Annotated in this window: 22 protein-coding genes; 12 read left to right on the top strand and 10 right to left on the bottom strand. The window is 71.9% G+C overall.

Translation table 11 applies throughout. The features are described from left to right. Positions 1–42: 42 nt before the first annotated feature. The 3 genes from ACFYR0_RS19190 to ACFYR0_RS19180 form a co-directional block, all read right to left on the bottom strand. Positions 43–672, bottom strand: coding sequence for a DedA family protein (locus ACFYR0_RS19190; protein ID WP_389329012.1), 630 nt, complete (start codon positions 670–672; stop codon positions 43–45). Positions 673–952: 280 nt separating this feature from the next. Then, positions 953–2,650, bottom strand: a complete 1,698-nt coding sequence (locus tag ACFYR0_RS19185) for an alkaline phosphatase D family protein (RefSeq protein WP_389329009.1) — start codon at positions 2,648–2,650, stop codon at positions 953–955. Between the two features lie 106 nt (positions 2,651–2,756). Next, complete coding sequence (locus ACFYR0_RS19180) at positions 2,757–3,401, bottom strand: HNH endonuclease family protein (RefSeq protein WP_389329006.1); 645 nt, start codon at positions 3,399–3,401, stop codon at positions 2,757–2,759. Between the two features lie 387 nt (positions 3,402–3,788). Between ACFYR0_RS19180 and ACFYR0_RS19175 the strand changes: the two genes are divergently transcribed. Then, positions 3,789–4,370, top strand: a complete 582-nt coding sequence (locus tag ACFYR0_RS19175; RefSeq protein WP_386380407.1) for a TMEM165/GDT1 family protein — start codon at positions 3,789–3,791, stop codon at positions 4,368–4,370. Between the two features lie 496 nt (positions 4,371–4,866). Next, on the top strand, positions 4,867–5,532 hold the full coding sequence (locus ACFYR0_RS19170; RefSeq protein WP_389329003.1) for an HAD-IA family hydrolase: 666 nt from the start codon (positions 4,867–4,869) through the stop codon (positions 5,530–5,532). A 54-nt stretch (positions 5,533–5,586) separates the two neighbouring features. On the opposite strand, the gene ACFYR0_RS19165 is transcribed toward ACFYR0_RS19170, so the two are convergent. Then, entirely contained in the window at positions 5,587–6,792 is a 1,206-nt protein-coding gene (locus tag ACFYR0_RS19165; RefSeq protein WP_389329000.1) for a peptidoglycan-binding domain-containing protein, read from the bottom strand. Positions 6,793–6,964: 172 nt separating this feature from the next. On the opposite strand from ACFYR0_RS19165, the gene ACFYR0_RS19160 reads away from it, so the two are divergent. The 3 genes from ACFYR0_RS19160 (at position 6,965) to ACFYR0_RS19150 (ending at position 10,361) form a co-directional block, all read left to right on the top strand. Next, positions 6,965–9,028: a DHA2 family efflux MFS transporter permease subunit gene (locus tag ACFYR0_RS19160; protein ID WP_389328997.1), complete on the top strand. Its 2,064-nt coding sequence runs from the start codon at positions 6,965–6,967 to the stop codon at positions 9,026–9,028. Between the two features lie 170 nt (positions 9,029–9,198). Then, positions 9,199–9,855, top strand: a complete 657-nt coding sequence (locus ACFYR0_RS19155; RefSeq protein WP_389328994.1) for a hypothetical protein — start codon at positions 9,199–9,201, stop codon at positions 9,853–9,855. Beyond that, a complete protein-coding gene (locus ACFYR0_RS19150; protein WP_389328991.1) occupies positions 9,852–10,361 on the top strand; it encodes a hypothetical protein in 510 nt (169 codons plus the stop codon). The genes ACFYR0_RS19155 and ACFYR0_RS19150 overlap by 4 nt, the downstream gene beginning before the upstream one ends. A gap of 255 nt (positions 10,362–10,616) precedes the next feature. On the opposite strand, the gene ACFYR0_RS19145 is transcribed toward ACFYR0_RS19150, so the two are convergent. Continuing rightward, positions 10,617–11,030 carry a DUF1992 domain-containing protein gene (locus ACFYR0_RS19145; RefSeq protein WP_389328988.1) on the bottom strand — a complete coding sequence of 138 codons (414 nt, stop codon included), beginning with the start codon at positions 11,028–11,030 and terminating at the stop codon, positions 10,617–10,619. A 99-nt stretch (positions 11,031–11,129) separates the two neighbouring features. Here ACFYR0_RS19145 and ACFYR0_RS19140 point away from each other — a divergent pair, with 99 nt between their 5' ends. Continuing rightward, positions 11,130–11,522, top strand: coding sequence for a hypothetical protein (locus ACFYR0_RS19140; protein ID WP_389328985.1), 393 nt, complete (start codon positions 11,130–11,132; stop codon positions 11,520–11,522). A 32-nt stretch (positions 11,523–11,554) separates the two neighbouring features. Here ACFYR0_RS19140 and ACFYR0_RS19135 read toward each other — a convergent pair whose 3' ends face one another. Next, on the bottom strand, positions 11,555–12,226 hold the full coding sequence (locus tag ACFYR0_RS19135; RefSeq protein WP_389328981.1) for an O-methyltransferase: 672 nt from the start codon (positions 12,224–12,226) through the stop codon (positions 11,555–11,557). 72 nt (positions 12,227–12,298) lie between these two features. Continuing rightward, positions 12,299–12,430, bottom strand: coding sequence for a hypothetical protein (locus tag ACFYR0_RS19130; protein WP_389328978.1), 132 nt, complete (start codon positions 12,428–12,430; stop codon positions 12,299–12,301). A gap of 484 nt (positions 12,431–12,914) precedes the next feature. Here ACFYR0_RS19130 and ACFYR0_RS19125 point away from each other — a divergent pair, with 484 nt between their 5' ends. The 3 genes from ACFYR0_RS19125 to ACFYR0_RS19115 all read left to right on the top strand — a co-directional run bounded on the left by ACFYR0_RS19125 (position 12,915) and on the right by ACFYR0_RS19115 (position 15,755). Next, the gene (locus tag ACFYR0_RS19125; RefSeq protein WP_389328975.1) at positions 12,915–14,957 is read left to right on the top strand and encodes a bifunctional glycosyltransferase 87/phosphatase PAP2 family protein; all 2,043 of its coding nucleotides are present in this window, start codon (positions 12,915–12,917) and stop codon (positions 14,955–14,957) included. A gap of 97 nt (positions 14,958–15,054) precedes the next feature. After that, positions 15,055–15,453 (top strand): type II toxin-antitoxin system RelE/ParE family toxin, encoded by a 399-nt coding sequence (locus tag ACFYR0_RS19120; RefSeq protein ID WP_389328972.1) that lies wholly within the window; start codon positions 15,055–15,057, stop codon positions 15,451–15,453. Then, positions 15,450–15,755, top strand: coding sequence for a helix-turn-helix domain-containing protein (locus tag ACFYR0_RS19115; RefSeq protein ID WP_386380420.1), 306 nt, complete (start codon positions 15,450–15,452; stop codon positions 15,753–15,755). The genes ACFYR0_RS19120 and ACFYR0_RS19115 overlap by 4 nt, the downstream gene beginning before the upstream one ends. A 12-nt stretch (positions 15,756–15,767) precedes the next feature. Here the strand turns inward: ACFYR0_RS19115 and ACFYR0_RS19110 are convergent, their stop codons facing one another. After that, entirely contained in the window at positions 15,768–16,220 is a 453-nt protein-coding gene (locus tag ACFYR0_RS19110) for an ATP-binding protein (protein WP_389328969.1), read from the bottom strand. A gap of 92 nt (positions 16,221–16,312) precedes the next feature. Here ACFYR0_RS19110 and ACFYR0_RS19105 point away from each other — a divergent pair, with 92 nt between their 5' ends. Together ACFYR0_RS19105 and ACFYR0_RS19100 are read left to right on the top strand one after the other, a co-directional pair. Next, positions 16,313–17,149: a helix-turn-helix domain-containing protein gene (locus ACFYR0_RS19105; protein WP_389328966.1), complete on the top strand. Its 837-nt coding sequence runs from the start codon at positions 16,313–16,315 to the stop codon at positions 17,147–17,149. Beyond that, entirely contained in the window at positions 17,121–17,387 is a 267-nt protein-coding gene (locus tag ACFYR0_RS19100; protein WP_389328963.1) for a DUF397 domain-containing protein, read from the top strand. The genes ACFYR0_RS19105 and ACFYR0_RS19100 overlap by 29 nt, the downstream gene beginning before the upstream one ends. Here ACFYR0_RS19100 and ACFYR0_RS19095 read toward each other — a convergent pair. After that, complete coding sequence (locus ACFYR0_RS19095) at positions 17,371–18,540, bottom strand: steroid 3-ketoacyl-CoA thiolase (RefSeq protein WP_389328960.1); 1,170 nt, start codon at positions 18,538–18,540, stop codon at positions 17,371–17,373. The genes ACFYR0_RS19100 and ACFYR0_RS19095 overlap by 17 nt on opposite strands. Positions 18,541–18,765: 225 nt before the next feature. On the opposite strand from ACFYR0_RS19095, the gene ACFYR0_RS19090 reads away from it, so the two are divergent. Beyond that, entirely contained in the window at positions 18,766–20,001 is a 1,236-nt protein-coding gene (locus ACFYR0_RS19090; protein ID WP_389328957.1) for a cytochrome P450, read from the top strand. Positions 20,002–20,162: 161 nt separating this feature from the next. Here ACFYR0_RS19090 and ACFYR0_RS19085 read toward each other — a convergent pair whose 3' ends face one another. Beyond that, positions 20,163–20,579: a transglycosylase SLT domain-containing protein gene (locus ACFYR0_RS19085; RefSeq protein ID WP_389328954.1), complete on the bottom strand. Its 417-nt coding sequence runs from the start codon at positions 20,577–20,579 to the stop codon at positions 20,163–20,165. Positions 20,580–20,811: the final 232 nt, after the last annotated feature.

The raw sequence follows: 20,811 nt of genomic DNA, 5'->3' as shown, positions 1-20,811 counted from the left end.
CGGGTCCTTCTGACCCTCCTGGCCCTTCCGCCCCGGCAGGCCCTACGCCGCCTCGGTCGCCGCCCGCGGCCGCCGCATCAGGTACGCCGCCCCCGACCCCGCCGCGAACAGCGCCAGCACCGACACCCCCGTGGCCAGCCAGCCCGCGCCCAGCCAGTGCGCGCCGAAGTACCCGAGGGCGACGCTGTACGCGGCCCAGGACAGGCCCGCCAGCGCGGACCAGGGCAGGAAGTCGCGGACGCGGCTGTGCGCGGCACCGGCGCCGAGGGAGACGACCGAGCGGCCCGCCGGGGCGAACCGGGCGAGTACGACCAGGGCGCCGCCGCCCCGGGCGAGGGCCGCGCCGAGACGTTCCTGCGCTAGGGCCAGCCTGCGGGAGCGGGCGATGGCACGGGCGGGCAGACTGCCGTCGCGCCGGGCCAGCTTGTACGCCACGAGGTCGCCCAGCACCGACGCGGTGGCCGCGCACAGGGTCAGGGCCAGGATGTCCGGGACGTCGTCGGGGACGCGCCCGGCCGCGGCGGCACCCGACCCGGCGGCGGCCGCCGTGGCCCCCATGATCACCAGGACGCCGCTCGGCAGCACGGGCAGGAACACGTCGAGCAGCACCGAGACGCCCACCAGGGCGTAGATCCATGGGGCACTGGCCAGCAGCCCCAGACTCTCGAACACAAGAAACTCCCCGTCATTCCCCCCCGTGGCCCGGCCCTGCCGCGGTGGTGCGCGGAAATGCGGCGAAGGGGGCCGTTGACAGCCACACAGCGTACGCCGGGCGTGTGACATCAGGTACACAGGGGGTTAGGGCCCTTGTCACGCGGCGGGTCGCGGGCTCCCGGCACGCCACGCCCCCTGCTCCTCCGTCAGTCAGACGCCCTCCGCCGGCTGGACGCCCTGCTCCTCCGTCAGTCAGACGCCCTCCATCAGCCGGACGCCCTCCGTCAGCCGGACGCCCCTACTCCTCCGTCAGCAGGACGTCCTCCACCGTCACCAGCCGCGCCCCGTGCCCGCCCTGCGACGCGTCCACGCCCCCGCCGCCCCGGCCGCCTCCGCCGTCGGGCCGGGCGCGTTCCAGGCGCAGGTCCGCGCCCCGCCCCCGCAGGGTCAGGGTCATCAGGTGGTTGCCGAACCACGGCCCGCCCGTCCGCCGCCAGTCGACGGAGGGCCGCGGCACCCCTCCGTGCCCCGCGAACCGGCGCCCCAGGGCCCGCCCGAACCGGCTCCAGCCGAAGCGGAAGCCCAGCCTTATCGAGCCGGGGATCGCGTTGTGGACGGGGGAGCAGGTCAGCTGGAGCGCCCGCGCGGTGGGGCCGGAGCCCTCGGGCCAGGACGGCTCGGCGACATAGGCGTGGTGGACGTCACCGGAGAGCACCAGCACGGTGGCGGGCGCCCGCGGTCCAGACCCGGCCTCGGCGATCAGGTCCGCGAGCGCCTCGAAGGACTGCGGGAACGCCGCCCAGTGCTCCAGGTCGGCCGCCCGCCGCAGCCGTTCCCCGAACCGCGCCCAGCGCTCCCCCTTCCCGCCCGTGCACAGCGCCGCGCTCCAGCCCTCCGCGTCGTGCACCAGGTGCGGCAGCAGCCAGGGCAGGGAGGTGCCGATCAGCAGATGGTCGTAGTCGCCCGGGGAGTCCAGCGCCTCGGTACGCAGCCATTCCGCCTCGCCCGGGTCGAGCATCGAGCGCGCACCCTCCTCCAGCACCCGCGCGGCCCGGCTGTCCACCATCAGCACCCGCACCCGCCCGAAGTCGCGCCGGTAGCTCCAGCGCACGGAGGCGGGCTCGGTGTCGGCCCGGCAGGCGAAGGCGCGCAACTCGTCGGTGCCGTCGGGGACTTCGCGCACGGCGGCGTAGACCGGGTCGGCGGCCAGTTCGACGGGGGTGAGGTTGCCGAGGTGCTGGTGGACCCAGTACGACATCAGGCCGCTGAGCACCCGCTCGCGCCACCAGGGCTTGGCCCGCATGTCGGTGACCCAGGCGGCGGAGGTGTTCCAGTCGTCGACGATGTCGTGGTCGTCGAAGATCATGCAGCTCGGCACGGTGGACAGCAGCCAGCGCACCTCGGGGTCGAGCCAGGACTCGTAGTAGAGCCGGGTGTACTCCTCGTAGTCCGCGACCTGGGTGCCCGGCGGGTCCGTGACGTCGCGGCGCGCGGCCAGCCATTCGCGGGTGGCCGGAGAGGTCTCGTCGGCGTACACCTGGTCGCCCAGCAGGAGCAGGACGTCGGGCCGCGGCGCGGAGGGGTCGGCCGCGAGGCGGGCGGCGAGGGTGTCGAGGGCGTCCGGGCCCACCGGGTCCTTGCCGCCCGCCGGGGGCGCGGCCCAACGGCAGGAGCCGAAGGCGACACGGACGGTTCCGGCCGCACCGGGGCCCACCTCGCAGGTGCGGATCTCGGAGGCCGGGAAGGCCGACCCGGGCTCCGGCCACACGCGCGTGCCGTCGAGGAACACCTCGTACGGCGTCGAGGTGCCGGGCGTGAGTCCGCCCACCTCGACCAGGGCGTAGTGGTGCCCCGCGATCTGGAAGGTGCGGGTGCCGCCGCCGGAGCCGTCGGCGCAGCGCACCTCGGCGGCGCAGGGGCGGCTCGTCTCGACCCATACGGTCGCGGACGAGCCGCCCGTGTATCTCAGCAGTGGTCCCAGCCGGAGTTCCGCCACGTCGTCGCCCCTTTTTCCGTCGCCCCCGTACGGTACGGAACGACGGGGGCCTGCGGCGAGGTTCCGCGCGGAATGGCGGATCAGCGGCCGGGCGGGGGAGCGCCGGTCAGCAGGGGGCCAGGTAGTTCTGGAGCGCTGCCTTCTCGGCGGAGTCGACCGAGAGGCCGTAGTAGTACTTCACCTGGACCCAGGCGCGCACATAGGTGCAGCGATAGGCGGTGCGGGACGGCATCCAGGTGGCCGGGTCCTGGTCGCCCTTGGCCTGGTTGACGTTGTCGGTGACCGCGATGAGCTGGGGGCGGGTCAGGTCGTTGGCGAACGACTGGCGCCTGGAGGTCGTCCAGGAACCGGCGCCGGAGTCCCAGGCCTCGGCCAGCGGGACGAGGTGGTCGATGTCGAGGTCGGAGGCGGCGGTCCAGGTGGCGCCGTCGTAGGGCGAGTACCAGCTGCCGCTGACGGAGGCACAGGCGGAGTCGGTGACGACGTTCGAGCCGTCGCGCTTGAGGACCGTCTCACGGGTGTTGCACGCGCCGGAGACGGTGATCCAGTGGGGGAAGAGGTCGCGGTTGTAGCCGGTGCGGTTCTCGGTCGCCACGGTGAGCGAGGCGAGGTAGCTGCGGGCGGTGGCGCCGCTGACCGGCGTGGGGAGCGCGGCGGAGGCGCTCGGGCCGTTGAGGAGGGACGCGGAGGCGAGGAGACCGGTGAGCGCCGCGACTATGCTCAGGCGTCGACGCGCGTAGAACTTGGCCATGTGAACTCCCTGGCGATGTGGGGGTGTTGGCGAGCGGGCGTGGGAATGCTCGCTCTGGTGCGTTGCGTACAGGTGTGCGCTCGGTGAGAAGTTAGTGACGCGCGCATGACACGACAAGATTTACGTTCGAACTTTCTCTCGCGTACCATGGGCACCGCAGAAGGGGAGTAGCTCTTCGCCGGACCGTCGACATACTGCTCAGCTCAGCTGGGCCGGCGCCCGGAACCGGACCTCCGTCAAGGACGGCGGACCGGCCAGCGAGACCTTCGGCAAGCAGTGCACACCCGTGCCCTCCGGCACGGGTGACGTGTGCTGTCCTTGCCGAGGTCGCGTCCGAAGGGTCAGCGCACGAACTCGGTGGGGGCGGTCCCGACCGATTGTGGAACGTTGATCAGTCTCACTGTCATGGCGGTCGTCTTCGGCGTCGTCTTCCTCGCCGAACTCCCCGACAAGACCGCCCTCGCGGGTCTCGTCCTCGGCACCCGCTACCGCGCCTCGTACGTCTTCGTCGGTGTCGCCGCCGCCTTCGCGGTGCATGTCGTGCTCGCCGTCGCGGCGGGGAGTGTGCTCACCCTGCTGCCCGCGCAGATCCTGTCGGCCCTCACCGGCGTGCTCTTCCTGGGCGGCGCGGCCGTGCTGCTGCTGAAGAAGGACGAGGACGAGGGCGAGGTCCGCAGGCCCGAGAACCAGTCCTTCGGCAAGGTCGCCGGGGCCGGGTTCATGCTCATCCTGGTCGCCGAGTTCGGCGATCTCACGCAGATCATGACGGCCAACCTCGCCGCCCGCTACGACGACCCGCTCTCGGTCGGCCTCGGCGCGGTGCTCGCGCTGTGGGCGGTCGCGGGGCTCGGCATCGTCGGCGGCAAGGCGCTGATGAAGCGGGTGCCGCTGAAGCTGATCACCAAGATCGCCGCGATGCTGATGCTGGCGCTCGGTCTGTGGAGCCTGTGGGAGGCCGTGACGGCCTAGTGCGGTGACCGGCCGGGGTGCCTGTCCGGGGTGGCCGTGACGGTCTGGTGCGGTGACCGGCCGGGGTGCCTGTCCGGGGTGGCCGTGACGGTCTGGTGCGGTGACCGGCCGGGGTGCCTGTCCAGGGAGGCCGTGGCGGCGTCGGGCTGTGACCGGTCGGGGCGCCTGTCCGGGGTGGCCCCGATCGCCCCGTGGCGCCTGCCGTGCGTGCTCGGGCGTGTCTTCGTCGGCCAGGCCCCGTGCGGCCGGGCTCGCGCGCTCGGGCGCGTCCTGCCTGTCGTGCTCCGGCACGCGCGCGTGGCGAGGTGACACCGGGGGCGCGAGCTGAACGGCGCGTGAAGATTTCTCCACATGCTCGCCGGATGCCGGAATTGTTTTGTACCGTAGAGAAACAAAGTGGCCCCCGCCCGTTTTCCCTGACCGGCGGGCGGGGCCGCCTTGTATCGCACCCAGGGGGACCGTCCGACGCCCCCTGACCATGCTTGGAGCTATCCCGATGACGGCCACCACCGTGCTCACCGCCCGCGCCCTCCTGCTCGACATGGACGGCACCCTCGTCAACTCGGACGCCGTCGTGGAGCGCATCTGGCGGCGCTGGGCCGAGCGGCACTCGCTCGACGGCGACGAGGTGATGAGGGTCGTCCACGGCCGCCAGGGCCACGCCTCCATGGCCCTCCTGCTGCCGCACCGGTCCATGGAGGCCAACCACGCCGACAACGCGCGCATGCTCGCCGAGGAGACCGCCGACATGGACGGCGTGGTCCCCGTACCCGGCGCGCACGCCTTCCTCGCGTTCCTCGGCGGCCTGCCGCACGCCCTGGTGACCTCGGCGGACGTCGGCCTGTCCACCGCGCGGATGGCGGCCGCCGGGCTCCCGCTCCCCGAGGTGCGGATCACCGCCGAGTCCGTCGGGGCCAGCAAGCCCGACCCCGAGGGCTTCCTCAAGGGCGCCGCCGAACTCGGTATCGACCCCGCCGACTGCGTCGTCTTCGAGGACTCCGGCGCGGGCATCGCGGCCGGGCGCGCCGCCGGGATGCGTGTCGTCGGCGTCGGTCCGCGTGCCGGAGCCCACGCCCCGGACGTGCACGTGCGCGACCTCACGCGGATCCGGATGGAGACGGCGGCCGACGGCACGATCCGGCTGCACGTCGACCAGGCGTGACACGGCCCCCATGGTGAAGCGGCCCCGCGGTGACGCCGCCGGGGAGCGGGGCCGTTACGGCTCCGAGGTCTCCGACTCCAGCATCGCCCGGGTCGGCTGGTCGTAGACGCCCATGTCGGACACCTCGAACAGGCCGCGGGCCCACTGGTAGTTGCGCAGGGCGTTCTCCAGCGGGTGGTTGAAGTTGCCGTTGACGTCGCCGTTGTAGAGGTACAGCTGGCGCAGCCGGGCCTGGAGCTCTGCGACCTCCGGCCCCTGGTCGCCCCGGCGCAGCACCGGGCCGTCGGCCGGAGCCGTGGTCTCCGGGTCCTCGGAGACCAGCGGGCTCGCCTCGGACACCGACGGAGTGGGCGAGGCCGACGCCGAGGGCGACTCGCTGGACTCCGAGGGCGACGGCGAGGCGCTCTCACTGGCCGACGGGGAGGCCGACTCGGACGGCGAGGCCGAGACCGAGGGGGACCCCTCCGCGCTGTCGCCCGGGGTCGCCGACGGCGAGGCCGCGTCACTGCTCGGCGTCTCCGGTGCCGCCTCCCGCACGTCCTCCGCCGTCGCGGTGTCCCGCGAGGGCGTGTCGTACTGGAACAGCCCGCTCGCCAGCCCGGCCGCCGCCACCACGGCCACGACGGCCCCGGCGGAGGCGATCAGCGCGGTACGCCGGGCACGGCCGCGACCGGCACCGCCGCCCGCCCGGCGCGACGGCGGGCCCGGCTGCCCGGCGTCCGAGGCCTCGAACAGCCGCAGGTCGTGGTCGCGCGGCGGCTCCACGGAGAGCCCCAGCGGGGTCGGCAGGGCCGTGGTGGGGGCCTCGGGCACCCCCTGCGCCCCCGCGGCGCCTGTCGCTCCGGCCGGGTCGCCCGGCGCGCTCCGGCCCGCCTGCGGCACGGCGGACAGCTGCATGGTCTCCTCGGCGTCGGCCTGCGAGGCGCGCGGAGCGGTCGGCGCCGCCGCGGGAGTCCCGGCAGAAGGAACCCCTGCCGAGGGAGCCCCGGCCGGCCCCTGGGCGCCATGCTCCGCGGGACCCCGCTGTGCCGGGTCCGAGCCCTGGCCCGTGGCCGCGGGCTTCGCGTTCGCGCCCGCGGCGTCGAGGTCGACGTACGGGCGGATGCGCAGCGGGTTGAAGTCCTCCGCCGCGGCGGCTTCCGCCGTGCGGGACTGGACGAGGGCGTCGGAGGCGCGGCGGCCGCAGCCGCAGGACGGGGTGTTGTCCGGGGCGCGGGACGCTCCGCACTCCGGGCATGGTTGTCCCTGCTGGTCTGCCACGTGTCCGTCCCCTCCCCTTGCGAGCACACGTGATTATGCAGACACCACCCACCGCACCCGCCCCAACCCCCCGGAATACAAGGCTCCCCCCGGCCCGCGAGGGGCACTCGACAGGCCATAACGGGACACACCCACCACGATGGAGTGGTACCGCGAGCCTCGGGAGGTCCGCATGGCCGACGACGCGCAAGGGGCCACCACCCCGGTGCTCCCCCCGGACAAGGGGACCGCCGGTCAGGAGAACGTCCCCGGCAACGTCCTCGTCTCCATCGGCGCCCTGCTCCTCGGGATGCTGCTCGCCGCGCTCGACCAGACCATCGTCTCCACCGCGCTGCCGACCATCGTCAGCGACCTGGGCGGCCTGGAGCACCTGTCCTGGGTGGTCACCGCCTACATGCTGGCCGCCACCGCCGCGACCCCGCTCTGGGGCAAGCTCGGCGACCAGTACGGGCGCAAGCGGCTGTTCCAGGCCGCCATCGTGATCTTCCTGATCGGCTCGGCGCTGTGCGGGCTCTCCCAGAACATGGCGGAGCTGATCGCCTTCCGCGCCGTGCAGGGCCTGGGCGGCGGCGGGCTGATGGTGCTGTCCATGGCGATCGTCGGCGACCTGGTCCCACCCCGCGAACGCGGCCGCTACCAGGGCCTGTTCGGTGCCGTGTTCGGCGCCACCAGCGTCCTCGGACCGCTGCTCGGCGGCCTGTTCACCCAGCATCTGAGCTGGCGCTGGGTGTTCTACGTCAACCTCCCCGTCGGCGCCGTCGCGCTCGTCGTCATCGCCACCGTGCTGCGGCTGCCGCCCAAGCGGACCAGGCACGTCATCGACTACCTCGGCACCTTCCTCATCGCCTCCGTCGCCACCTGCCTGGTCCTCGTCGCCTCCCTCGGCGGCACCACCTGGGACTGGGGATCGCCGCAGATCATCGGTCTTGCGGTACTGGGCGCCGTACTGACCGTGCTGTTCGTTGCGGTGGAACGGCGGGCGGCGGAACCCGTGCTGCCGCTGAAACTGTTCCGCATCCGCACCTTCACCCTGGCCGCCGTCATCAGCTTCATCGTGGGCTTCGCGATGTTCGGCGCGATGACCTTCCTGCCGACCTTCCTCCAGGTCGTGCACGGCATCAGCCCGACCATGTCCGGTGTGCACATGCTGCCGATGGTGATCGGGCTGCTGCTGGCGTCCACCGTCTCCGGCCAGATCGTCAGCCGCACCGGCCGCTGGAAGGTCTTCCCCGTGGCCGGCACCGGCGTCACCGCGCTCGGCCTGCTGCTGCTCGCGCAACTGGACGAGCACAGCTCGACCACCGAGATGAGCGCCTTCTTCTTCGTGTTCGGCCTGGGACTCGGCCTCGTGATGCAGGTGCTGGTCCTGATCGTGCAGAACGCCGTCGGCTACGAGGACCTCGGCGTCGCCACCTCCGGCGCGACCTTCTTCCGCTCCATCGGCGCGTCCTTCGGCGTCGCCGTCTTCGGCTCGGTCTTCTCCAACCGGCTCGCCGACCAGCTCACCGACGCCTTCCGCGGGGTGCGGCTGCCCGCCGGGGTCTCCGCCGACTCGCTGGCCGCCGACCCGCGCGGCATCCGGTCGCTGCCGTCGTCGCTGCGGCCGGACGTGCTGCACGCGTACGCGTCCGCGATCACCGATGTGTTCCTGTACGCCGCCCCGGTCGCCGTCACCGGCTTCGCGCTGGCGTGGTTCCTGCGGGAGGACCGGCTGCGGGCCTCGGTCACGGCGCCGGACGTCACCGAGACGCTGGCCAGCAACCCCGTCGAGCGGACCTCGTACGACGAGGTGTGCCGGGCGCTGTCGGTGCTGGGCACCCGCGAGGGGCGGCGGGAGGTCTACCGGACGATCACCGAGCGGGCCGGGTACGACCTGTTGCCCGCGGCGAGCTGGCTGCTGCTGCGGATCAAGCGGTACGGCTCGGTGGAGCCGGCCGTGCTGGCCGAGCGCAGCCCCGTGCCGCTGGCGGTGATCATGGAGGCCGCGCGGCAGGTGGAGGAACGCCGCCTCGCCACCCGGGCGGGCCTCGACCTCAGTCTCACCCCGCGGGGCGAACTGGCCGCCGAGCGGCTGTGGCGGGCCCGCGAGGAGTCGCTCGCGGAGCTGCTGGGCGACTGGTGGGGCCCGGACCGTCCCACGGATCTCGTCCAGTTGGTCAAGGAGCTGAACGACGAGCTGTGCGGCTCGGAGCGGGAGCAGCCGTACGACGGCGGGTCGGTGCAGCGTTTCGCCTGAAAGCGCGGTTCACGCCTGACCGGTTGGGGTCGGGTGTCATTCCCGACAGGCCCGGGGCGGGCGGGGCAAACCGTTTTCCGGCGGTCGTTTCAGGCGGCCCGCGCAGGCAACCCGGCTCCCGAGGCGGCCCCGCCAGGGGCTCGTCCGGACCGAGTATGCGGAAGGCATCCATGTCCACTGGACTGATCATCGCTCTGGTCGTGATCGGCGCCGTCCTGGTCGTCGCCGTAGCCGCCCTGATGGCACTGCGCTACGGCCGCTCGCACGGTCGCGGCGATCTGCGCAAGCGCTTCGGACCGGAGTACGACCGGGCCGTCACCCGCCACGACGGGGACACCAAGGCCGCCGAGCGGGACCTCGCGCGGCGCGTCGCACGCCACGGGGATCTGCGCATCGAGCCGCTGGACCCCGACCTGCAGGAACGCTTCCAGGCCCGCTGGGCGGCCGCGCAGGAGCGGTTCGTCGACGCTCCCCGCGAGGCCCTGTCCGAGGCGGACCATCTGCTCGGCGAGGCGGCCGAGGCGCGGGGCTTCCCGGACAGCGGGCACTACGACGAACAGCTCGCCGCGCTGTCCGTGCACCACGCCCGGCATGTGCAGGGCTATCGCCATGTGCACCGGCTCGCGCACGCGTCCGAGCACGCGCCGGGGTACGCGCCCGAGCAGCCCGCGACGGCCGGGCACGGAACGGCCGGTGACGGCGTGTCCGGGAACGGCGCGGCCACCGAGGAGATGCGTACGGCCATGATCGAGGCGCGCGAGCTGTTCCAGGACCTGGTGGGCGCGGGTGCCGTGGGATCGGGGACGAAGGGGAGTCGAGTCAAATGACCGAGGTGACAGGACGTACCGGCGGCACCGTCGCTCCGTTGCTCGCGCGCGACGAGTGCGACCGGCTCGAGCGGCGGTTGCGGCATGCCGTCGCCGAGTTCGTGGACGAGCCCAGGCATGCCGTGGAAGAGGCCGACCGGGCCGTGGAGGAGATCGCCACGCGGTTCACCGACGCGGTCGCACGGCGGCGGCGTGGGTTGCGGATGGCCTGGGAGGCCAGTGACGCCCCTCGGGGACAGGCCGATGACACCGAGTTGCTTCGGCTTGCCCTGCGCGACTACCGGGAGCTGGCGTTGCTGCTGTTGCACGACGGTGCCGAGTCGCACGGTGCCGAGTCGCACGGGGATGTCGGGCGGCGTCGGCATGTCAGTCCCGGGGCGCCTACCGCCGAGGACATCGGGGGGCGGGATGAGGCTCCGCCTCCTGCGTCTGATGCCGAGCGGGGGGCCAGGGCCAAGTCGGGGGACGACTCGCCGATTGTCGCGCCTACGCCGCCGGCGCGGTGACGTTTCGTTCTTCGGGCGCGGGGGCGTGGGGGCTGGTCGCGCAGTTCCCCGCGCCCCTGGAGATGCGCGGTTCCTCGCGGCCCCTCAGGGATGCGTGGTTCCTCGCCCCCTTTTGCGGGTGCGGGTGCGGGTCGCGCAGTTCCCCGCGCCCCTAAAAAGGTGCGCTGCTCCCCGTGGCCCTCAAAGATGCACGATGCGCAGTTCCCTGCGCCCCCAAAAGAAGGTGCGTGGTTCCTCGCGCCCCTCGAAGAGGGGCTAGGGGGCCGGGGGGTTGTGGGTGGTGCGCCAGTGGTGGGCTATTTCGTCGACGTCGTAGGGCTTGAGGCCCAGGGGTGGGCCTGGGGGTGGGCGGAACATCATTTCGCGGATCTTGGGGTTGATGGCCTCGATGATGCGGCGGGCGCTCTGCTCGGTGGGGGCTCGTAGAGCGGCGGCGAGGGCGTCCTCGGCCTCCTTGCGCAGGGCCAGGGTCGGCGGCAGGACCGCGAGGCCCTCGCGGGCCATCTTGCGCCGGACCCACCACAGCTCGTCGTAGGGCTGCTCGAGCTCGCTCGGCAGCGGCTTGCCCGCGCCCGGCAGTCCGGCGAACTCGCCCCGCGCCTCGGCGTCACGTATCTGCTTGTCGGTCCAGGACTCGAAGCTCACGCCCGGTGGCTTTCGCTCGGTCATGAACCCATTGTGCCGGACGTGATACCGCCGGGCGTTTTAGTATGCGGCGGCGGCTCCCAACCGGGCCGTCGTCCAAGGACCTTCCACTGGGGAGCGCACGTGCTCGAACTGACCATGGCCACCGTCTCCGGGCAGGAAGCGGGTGCCACGGCCGGCATGCTCATGGCCGACGCACCCACCGAGCCCGGTGCCGTGCTGCGGGTGGGCCGCGACAAGTCCCTGTGCCGGCTGGTGACGCCGGAGGACTGGTTGTTCATCTCCAGGGCGCACCTGGAGTTCCTCTGCGGCCCCGACGGGGTCTGGCAGGTGACGTGGCTGCGCGGCTCGCAGGCGGAGCCGTCCTCGGAGGTCCGGCTCGCGGTCGGCGAGTACGCCCAGACCATCCCCTACGGCGGCAGCGTCCGGCTGCCGCGCGGCGGCAACGGCGAGATCGTCGTCCAGGACCGCACCGCGCCGCGCAGCGTCAACGTCGGCTTCTACCACGAGGTCTGAGCCCCGCGGCGAAGCCCGGTCGGGCGAGCACGTCAGGCGAGCACGCGGGCCAGGGCGAAGCCGTCCCAGCCCTTCACGCCCACGGTCTGGACCGCCGTGCCGTCCAGCCGCGGATGCGAGGCGATGAGGTCGAGGGCGGCCCGCGTGCCCTGGACGTCGGGGGCGCCGCTGTCGGCGTCGAGGACCCGCCCGCCGCGCACCACGTTGTCCAGGACGATCACGCTGCCCGCGCGGGTGAGCTTCAGCGCCCACTCCACGTAGTGCGCGTTGTTGGCCTTGTCGGCGTCGATGAACACCAGGTCGAAGGGCGGCGGGTTCTCGTCGGCGAGCCGGGGCAGCGTCTCCAGGGCCGGTCCGGTCCGGACCTCGGCGACCTTGTCCAGGCCCGCACGGGCGAGGTTGCGGGCGGCGACCTCCGCGCGCTGGGGCTCGTACTCCAGGGTGACCAGACGGCCGTCCTCGGGCAGCGCGCGGGCCAGCCAGATGGTGCTGTAGCCGCCGAGGGTGCCGATCTCCAGGACCGTGCGGGCGCCCTGGATGCGGGCGAGGAGGTGGAGCAGCTTGCCCTGGGGGGCGGATACGGCGATCTCGGGGAGGCCGGCGGCCTCACTGTCGCGCAGGGCCGCCCGCAGCCCCTCGTCGTCGGGCGCGAGCTGAGCGGCGAAGTAGGCGTCCACGGCTTCCCACTGCTCTGACTGGCTCATGCACCTGTGCCTTTCATGTCTTCGTTGCCTTCATATCTTCGTTAGAGTCGCTAACTACTCGTGTCTGCGAATCTAGCCGGAGGACGCGGCCCGCACCGCCGATTTCACGCCGTTGGCGTTTCCGCCGCGCCGGGTGTGCGCGGACGCCCGGCGCCGACCCGGCCGCAGCGCGAACACGGCGCCCGCGGCGAGCGGCACCAGCACCCCGCCGACCGTCAGCAGTCACGGGGGGACGAGTTCCCCGAACCCGCACGGATCTCCGGCGACCGCGAACTGGCCCACGGCGACGGACGGCACCTTCCGGCAGGTCGTCCACGAGGGCCGGCTGTGCACGGTCGCGGGGCGCGTGCCGTCACCCCCGCGCCCGCGCGTACCCATTCGAACGGAAAGTCGAAGCGGAAACCGGCCATCCCCCAGCCCTCCGTACAGCCGCCGTCTACCCCCTGTGCGACGGCCCCGCCCAAGATCCGATTCCCGCTCGGGGGCACTTCTCGGCGATCGGGACGGACTCCGCGCAGGCGGCCGAATCCCCGCACGACTATCGTCATTCGGACAAAACGAGACGGACGTCAGGTGAAGCGGGGGTAGCCTGCGTCTCTCCCGGGGGCGGCGCGAAACCCCCGGGGTTCGCGGAGGACACCTCACCCACGCACGCACGTGGACGGACGGGGCGGGAGGCCGACGAGGCGTGGCGAATGCGGAGCACAGCGGGCGACCGGCGGAAGCCTTCGGAGCGACGGCCGTCGGCCCGGCCGGGACCCGCCTGCGCGCGGCCCGGCTCGGTCTGTGGACGATCGCCCTCGTCCTCGCCGTCAGACAGATGGCCGTGGTCGTCGGCTCGCCCCGCGGTGAACGGCTGACCGACCTGGAGACCTGGGTCGGCCCCGAGGGCGTCCTGCACGTCGAGGGCTCGCTCTACGACTCCACCCGCTTCACCGGCACGCCCTTCGGCGGCCTGGTCCTCAAGCCGCTCACCCGCGCGGCGGAGGAGGCGCTCGGCTGGGGCTGGACCTTCGGCACCCTGCTGCTGGTGGTCGCGCTCGGCCTGGTCGCCGTCCGCGCGCTGCCCCAGCCCGCCGGCCGGCGCACCTCGCTGTTCGCCGCGCCCGTGGCGATCTGCCTGCTCATGCTGTCGCTGCCGGTGCGCAACACCCTCTGGCTCGGCCAGACCAGCATCATCCCGGTCCTGCTCGTCCTGCTCGGCTGCTTCGCCATAAGAGGCGAGCGCGCGGGCGGTGTCCTGATCGGCCTCGCGGCGGCGCTCCAGCCGATCCTGCTGCTGTTCGCGCCGCTGCTGTGGTTCACCGAGCGGCGCCGGGCCGCCGCCACGGCCGGGGCCACCTTCGGCGCCGCCACCGTGCTCGCCTGGGCGGCCATGCCCGACGACTCCCACACCTACTGGGTGCACCACCTGGCGGGCGTGGGTCTCGGCGGCAAGGCCGACGCGCTCGCCAACCAGTCCCTGCACGGCGCCCTGCTGCGGCTAGGCCTCTCCGGGCCGCTGGAGATCGCGCTGTTCCTGACGCTGGGCGCCGCCGTCGCCGTCCTCGGCCTGCGCCGGGCCGTGCGCTACGCCCGCGACGGCCAGCTCCTGCTCGCCGTGGCGATCACCGGCTGCACGGCGGTCGTGGTCGCGCCGACGGCCTGGCAGCACCAGTTGCTGTGGGTGCTGCTCGCCGTGGTGGGCCGGGTCGGCAAGCGGGCCTCGGACCGCTTCGTCTGGCCGGTGGCCGTCGTCCTGGTGATGACGCTCCCGGCGAAGATGATGCTGCCGAACATGGCCTCCCTGTACCCGCTGCGGGACAACATGGTCCTGCTGGCCGCCCTGGCCGCCGCGGCCTTCCTCCCCTTCCTGTCCCGGACCTCGCCGTACTACCAGGAGCCCGTCCCGACCCGGTACGCCCCCCAGGTCCCGGCCCGCTTCCGGCACGTCCCGCTGCTGCCCTTCCTGCGCCGGGTGCTCAGCCGCCCCAACCTCCTGCTGGAACTGCTGCTCATCCGGGTCACCTACGCCGCCTACCAGCAGGTGCGGCTCGCGGCGACCGGCGGCACCAACGAAGGGGGGCGGGCGCGGGCCGAGGAGCACGGCGAGCAGATCCTGTCCCTGGAGCGGTTCCTGCGCCTCGACATCGAGCACGCGGTGAACCACGCGGTGGCCGGGGTCGGCTGGCTGCGGGAGTTCTTCGACTTCTACTACACGTCGTTCCACTTCGCGGTCCCGCTGACCGTCCTCGCCGTCCTGTACTGGCGCCGCCCGGTCGACTACCGCTGGGCCCGCTCCACCCTCGGCCTGACCACCCTGCTCGCCCTGGTCGGCTTCTGGCTCTACCCGCTCGCCCCGCCCCGCCTGATGCCCGGGCTCGGCGTCATCGACACCGTGCACGGCGTCCAGGACTTCTCCCAGCCGGACTACGGCACCCTGACCGCCCTCACCAACCAGTACGCGGCGATGCCCTCCCTGCACTTCGGCTGGTCCCTGTGGTGCGGCCTGGTCATCGCGATCGTCGCGCCCAGGGCCTGGATGAGGGCACTCGGCCTGCTCCACCCGCTGTTCACGGCCTCCGCGATCGTCGCGACCGGCAACCACTGGATCCTGGACGCGGTCGGCGGCGCGGCCGTCGTCCTCGCCGGCTTCGGGCTGGCGTACGTCTTCCAGGGCCCGCGGGCGAAGGCGGTCGCGGTCGTCGCGACCGAGGAGCGGCACCTGGTCAAGGGCACAGCCGCGAGCTGACCCCTCGCCCGGCCCGCCCCCTCCCACCAGACGTGCTTCAACTGTCGGGTGCAGGGAGGCAGGTTGACCACAATATTAGGTTGTGCTAATTTTTTGCGTGGCTGAACCCTATGAGCTGCGGTTCTTTGAAGACGTGTTGGACTGGATCAAGGTGCTCGCGAAGGAAGACCCGGACAGTCATCTCCACGTGATAGCCGCTCTGGAACGGCTGCAGGAAGTGGGTCCTGCGCTCCGTCGGCCGACCGTCGGGGCGATCGAGAAGAGTCGCTACCGGAACATGCGGGAATTACGTCCACGCAGCGGCGGGACGGTGAGCATCCGGATGCTGTTCGTCTTCGACCCGGAGCGGCGGGCCATCTTCCTTGTGGCGGGCAACAAAGCGACTGGTCGGCAGTGGGCAGCTTGGTATTCCAAGGCGATCAAGGAGGCGGACGGCAAGTACGCGGCTTATCTTGAGGCGCTGGAGCAGGAGAAGAAGGAAGGGCAGGGCAGATGAAGCTCGGCACCATGGCCGACCTCACGGCCGACATCACCCCCGAGAAGCGCGAGCGCATCGACGCCATCAAGGCGGAGCTGGTGGATGCCGAGCGTGGGCATGAACTGGCCGCTCTCCGTAAGGCGCAGGGTTTCACTCAGGTACAGGTGGCCCGGGCCATGGGCGTCACCCAGGGGCGGATCAGCCAGATCGAGCGGGGCCTTGCCCGCCTGGACACGTCGACCATGGCCGCGTATCTGCACGCCATCGGCGGCGAGCTGACCATAACAGCCACCGTGGGGAACGTTTCGGTGAAGCTGTAGGACGGAGCCTGGTCACGCCCCGAAATGATCTCCGTCGGCGTGGGGACGGTCGGTGTCGACCTCGAACCACACGGTCTTGCCCCCACCCGGCGCCGGACGCACACCCCACTTCTCCGTCACCGCCCCGACGAGACGCAGCCCCCGCCCCGACTCCGCGTCCGGCGGGAACTGCGTCACCGGCAGGGGCGGTTGCGGGCTGCCGTCCGTCACCTCCACCCGGACACCCGCCGTCTGCCGCAGGATCAGCAGCGTGCAGCGGCGGTCCGGGACGTGCCGTACGACGTTCGCGACCAGCTCCGTCAGGGCCAGTTCGGTCGCGTCCGTCAGCGCCGCCATGCCCCACTCCGCCAGCAGCGAGCGGGCGATACGGCGGATCGGGCCCGCGGAGTGCTCACCCACCATGAGGCTCATGCGGTAGTGGGGGCTGTAGGGGGCCAGGAGCGTGGGGGGAATGTATTCGTTCACGGTACGAGGCTGGCCTGCGGTGACTACGGTGGGCTACCGAACGGATACAACGGGGCCCGCTGTGGGCGCCGTTGGCCTGAGGGGAGCTGCGCGTGACGCACGTCAACGTCCTCGACCCGGGCGCCTCGCCGCTCGACTACTACGGCTTCGAGCTGCGGCGACACCGTGAGTCCGCCGGGCTGACGCAGCGCCAGCTCGGGGAGATCGTCAGCTACACGGGGTCGCTGATCGGCCAGATCGAGACCGCCCGAAAGGTGCCCACGCCGGAGTTCAGCGAGCGGGTGGATGCGGCGCTGGGGACGGGGGGTCTGCTGTCGCGGCTTGTAGATCTGGTGTTGCGGTCTCAACTACCCGTCTGGTTTCGGCAGGTTGCGGAGCTGGAGGCGCGGGCCGTCGAGATCTGCACCTTCCAGACCCATATGGTGCATGGCCTGCTTCAGACCGAGGGCTACGCCCGTTCCGTCCTCGGCGCGATGGACGAGACCGACCTCGACGACCGCACGGCGGTCCGGCTCGCGCGGCAGCGCATCTTCGAGAAGGACGAGTCGCCCGTCTTCTGGACGGTGCTCAGCGAGGCCGCGCTGCTCCAGGGGATGGGCGAGCCGTCGATGATGCGTGATCAACTCGCCCGCCTGCTGGCGCTGGAGGGCGACCCGCGGATCAACGTCCAGGTGCTGCCGTTTTCGGCCGGGGCACACGCGGGACTGACCGGCTCGTTCACCGTCTTCCACTTCGACCGTGACCCCGCCATCGTCTACACCGAGGGCTACGGCGCCGGTCATCCGACCGCAAATCCGGACACCGTCAAGGACTGTTCGCTCCGTTACGATCATCTCCGGGCCGCCGCACTGTCCCTCAAGGATTCGGCGGAGTTGATCCGGCGAGTGATGGAGGAACGCTATGCAGAACCAGGCGATTCGGTGGCGTAAGTCCAGCTACAGCAGCGATCAGGGCGGCGAGTGCGTCGAGTGCGCGCCGATCGGGGCCCTGGCCTGGCGCAAGTCCTCGTACAGCGGCGACCAAGGCGGCGACTGCCTCGAAGTCGCCGAATGCCCCAGCGCCGTCGCCGTCCGCGACTCCAAGAACACCGCGGGCCCGACCCTCACGCTCAGGCCCGCGGTGTTCACGGCGTTCACGGAGTGGGCGGCGGCTACAGCCGCTGAATGATCGTGCCGGTCGCCAGTGCGCCGCCCGCGCACATGGTGATCAGCGCGAACTCCCTGTCCGTGCGCTCCAGTTCGTGCAGGGCGGTCGTGATCAGGCGGGCGCCCGTCGCGCCCACGGGGTGACCGAGGGCGATCCCACCGCCGTTGACGTTGACCTTCTCCAGGTCCTGGTCGAAGACCTGCGCCCAGCTCAGTACGACGGACGCGAACGCCTCGTTGATCTCGACGACGTCGATGTCGCGCAGGGACATGCCCGCCTTGCCGAGGACGGCCTTGGTCGCGTCGACGGGGCCGTCGAGGTGGAAGTGCGGGTCGGCGCCGACCAGGGCCTGGGCGACGATCCGGGCCCTGGGCCGCAGCTTGAGGGCACGGGCCATCCGCTTGGACGCCCACATGATGGCCGCGGCGCCGTCGGAGATCTGGGAGGAGTTGCCGGCCGTGTGCACGGCGGTCGGCATCACCGGCTTCAGCCCGGCCAGGGCCTCCATGGACGTGTCGCGCAGGCCCTCGTCGCGGTCGACCAGGCGCCACATGCCCTGTCCCGCGAGCTGTTCCTCCTCGGTGGTGGGGACCTGGACGGCGAAGGTCTCCCGCTTGAAACGTTCCTCCGCCCAGGCGGTGGCCGCGCGCTGCTGGGAGAGCAGGCCGAGGCGGTCGACGTCCTCCCGGGAGAGGCATCGGCGGTGGGCGATGCGTTCGGCGGCCTGGAACTGGTTCGGGAGGTCGACGTTCCACTCGTCGGGGAACGGCTTGCCGGGGCCGTGCTTGGAGGCCGAGCCGAGCGGGACGCGGGACATGGACTCCACGCCGCAGGAGACGCCGACGTCGATGACGCCCGCCGCGATCATGTTGGCCGTCATGTGGGAGGCCTGCTGGGAGGAGCCGCACTGCGCGTCGACGGTCGTCGCGGCCGTCTCGTAGGGCAGGCCCATGGTCAGCCAGGCCGTGCGCGCCGGGTTCATGGTCTGCTCGCCGGCATGCGTCACCGTGCCGCCGACGATCTGCTCGACGCAGTCGGCGGGGATGCCGGTGCGGCCGAGGAGCTCGCGGTAGGTCTCGCCGAGAAGGTAGGCGGGGTGGAGGTTGGCGAGCGCGCCACCGCGCTTGCCGATGGGGGTGCGGACGGCTTCCACGATCACGGGTTCGGCGGCCATGGGTGCGGGTCCTCTCGGGCGGGGGGTGAGGGGGCTCTGAGGCGGCAGGGGACGGGCGCGCGGGCGTGGGTCTCCTTCGGAACCGGAATTAGTACGTGTTCTAGTTCTGTGAGCAGTCTGCGGATGTGATGCGGGTCACCGCAAGGGTCTTGCAGGTTGTAGCCGGTCGAACTACCTTCTCCGCGACCTCTTTCTGATGCATCGTCAGATAATTGGGAGCGGCCCATGTCCTGTCCCGCGCTTCCGGAGGGGTTCGACTTCACCGACCCCGACGTGCTCCACCACCGCGTGCCCCTGCCGGAGTTCGCCGAACTGCGGCTGGCCGAACCGGTCCGCTGGATACCGCAGACGGGGAACGTGGCCGGCTTCCAGGACGAGGGCTACTGGGCGGTGACCCGGCACGCCGACGTCCGTTACGTCTCCACGCACCCGGAGCTGTTCTCGTCGACCCTCAACACCGCGATCATCCGCTTCAACGAGCGCATCGAGCGCGACCGGATCGACGCCCAGCGGCTGATCCTGCTGAACATGGACCCGCCCGAGCACACCCGGGTGCGCCAGATCGTGCAGCGCGGCTTCACGCCACGGTCGATCCGGGCGCTGGAGGGGCGGCTGCGGGAGCGGGCCCGCGCGATCGTCGAGTCGGCGGCCGGGCGCGAGGGTGACTTCGACTTCGTGACGGAGGTCGCCTGCGAGCTGCCGCTCCAGGCCATCGCCGAACTGATCGGGGTGCCGCAGGACGACCGCGCGAAGATCTTCGACTGGTCGAACCGGATGATCGCCTACGACGACCCCGAGTACGCCGTCACGGAGGAGGTCGGCGCACAGTCGGCCGCGGAGATCATCGCGTACGCCATGAACATGGCCGCGGAGCGCAAGCGGTGTCCGGCGCACGACATCGTGACGACGCTGGTGGCGGCGGAGGACGAGGGCAATCTCGCCTCGGACGAGTTCGGGTTCTTCGTGCTGATGCTGGCGGTGGCGGGCAACGAGACCACGCGCAACGCCATCACGCACGGGATGCACGCCTTCCTCACGCACCCCGTGCAGTGGGAGCTGTTCAAGGCGGAGCGGCCGGGGACGGCGGCGGAGGAGATCGTGCGCTGGGCGACGCCCGTGGTGGCGTTCCAGCGGACGGCGACGCAGGACACGGAGCTGGGCGGGAAGCGGATCCGCAAGGGCGACCGGGTGGGGATCTTCTACGCCTCGGCCAATCACGACCCGGAGGTCTTCGACCGCCCCGAGGTCTTTGACGTCACCCGCGACCCCAATCCCCACCTCGGCTTCGGCGGGGGAGGTCCGCACTTCTGCCTGGGCAGGTCGCTGGCCGTGCTGGAGATCGAACTGATCTTCAACGCGATCGCCGACGCGATGCCGGGGCTGCGGCTGGCGCGGGAGCCGCGGCGGCTGCGGTCGGCGTGGATCAACGGGGTGAAGGAGTTGCGGGTCACCACGTCCTGAGCCGCGGCGGGAACGCGAGAAGCGGCGGCCCCGGGGATCGGGGGCCGCCGCCGTCACGTGAGCGGTGGGGAGGTCGTGCAGAACTGGGTGCTGCTGCCGCTCGTGGTGGTGCTGGTGGTGCCGGGGGTGCTGGTGCTGCTGACGCGGCCGGCATCGTCGGCTCAGTACCAGCCGTTGGCCTGCCAGAAGTTCCAGGCGCCGACGGGGGAGCCGTAGCGGGAGTTCATGTAGTCCAGACCCCACTCGATCTGGGTGGCGGCGTTGGTCTTCCAGTCGGAGCCGGCCGCGGCCATCTTGGAGCCGGGCAGGGCCTGGACCAGGCCGTAGGCGCCGGAGGAGGGGTTGGTGGCGTCCACGTCCCAGCCGCTCTCGTGCTCGACGATCTTCGCGAACGCGTTGTACTGCGTGGCGTTCGGGATCATCTTCTTCGCGATGGCCTGGGCCTCGTTCGCGGAGACCGTGGTGGCGGCCTGGGCGGGGGTCGCGGTCAGCGCGAGGCCGGCGGCGGTGCCGACGATGGCGGCGGTCGCGAGGGCCTTCTTCGGGGACAGGGCGCGGCGGATGTGAGCGAGAGACAAAACAGAACCTTTTCCTCGGGGGCATGTCCGTCGCGGCACTCCCGTGTACGTCCGGGACATGCGTCGGCGCCGAGGCCCGTGGGCTTGTCGGCGCCGTGCGACGTCATCCAGAGAAACAGGCTCGAGGGGCGTCCGCAATGACCGCTTTTACTAGTTGTGGTCGCATCTGCGAGGTGGGTCCCCCCTGTGACCTGCCTCTCAAAGTCCAGGTCAGAGCAGGTTATGGCATGCT

It is taken from the genome of Streptomyces sp. NPDC005017 (assembly GCF_042873115.1).
GTDB lineage: Bacteria > Actinomycetota > Actinomycetes > Streptomycetales > Streptomycetaceae > Streptomyces.
Note: the sequence above shows the minus strand (reverse complement) of the source record. Positions and strands in the feature narration are given on the sequence as shown.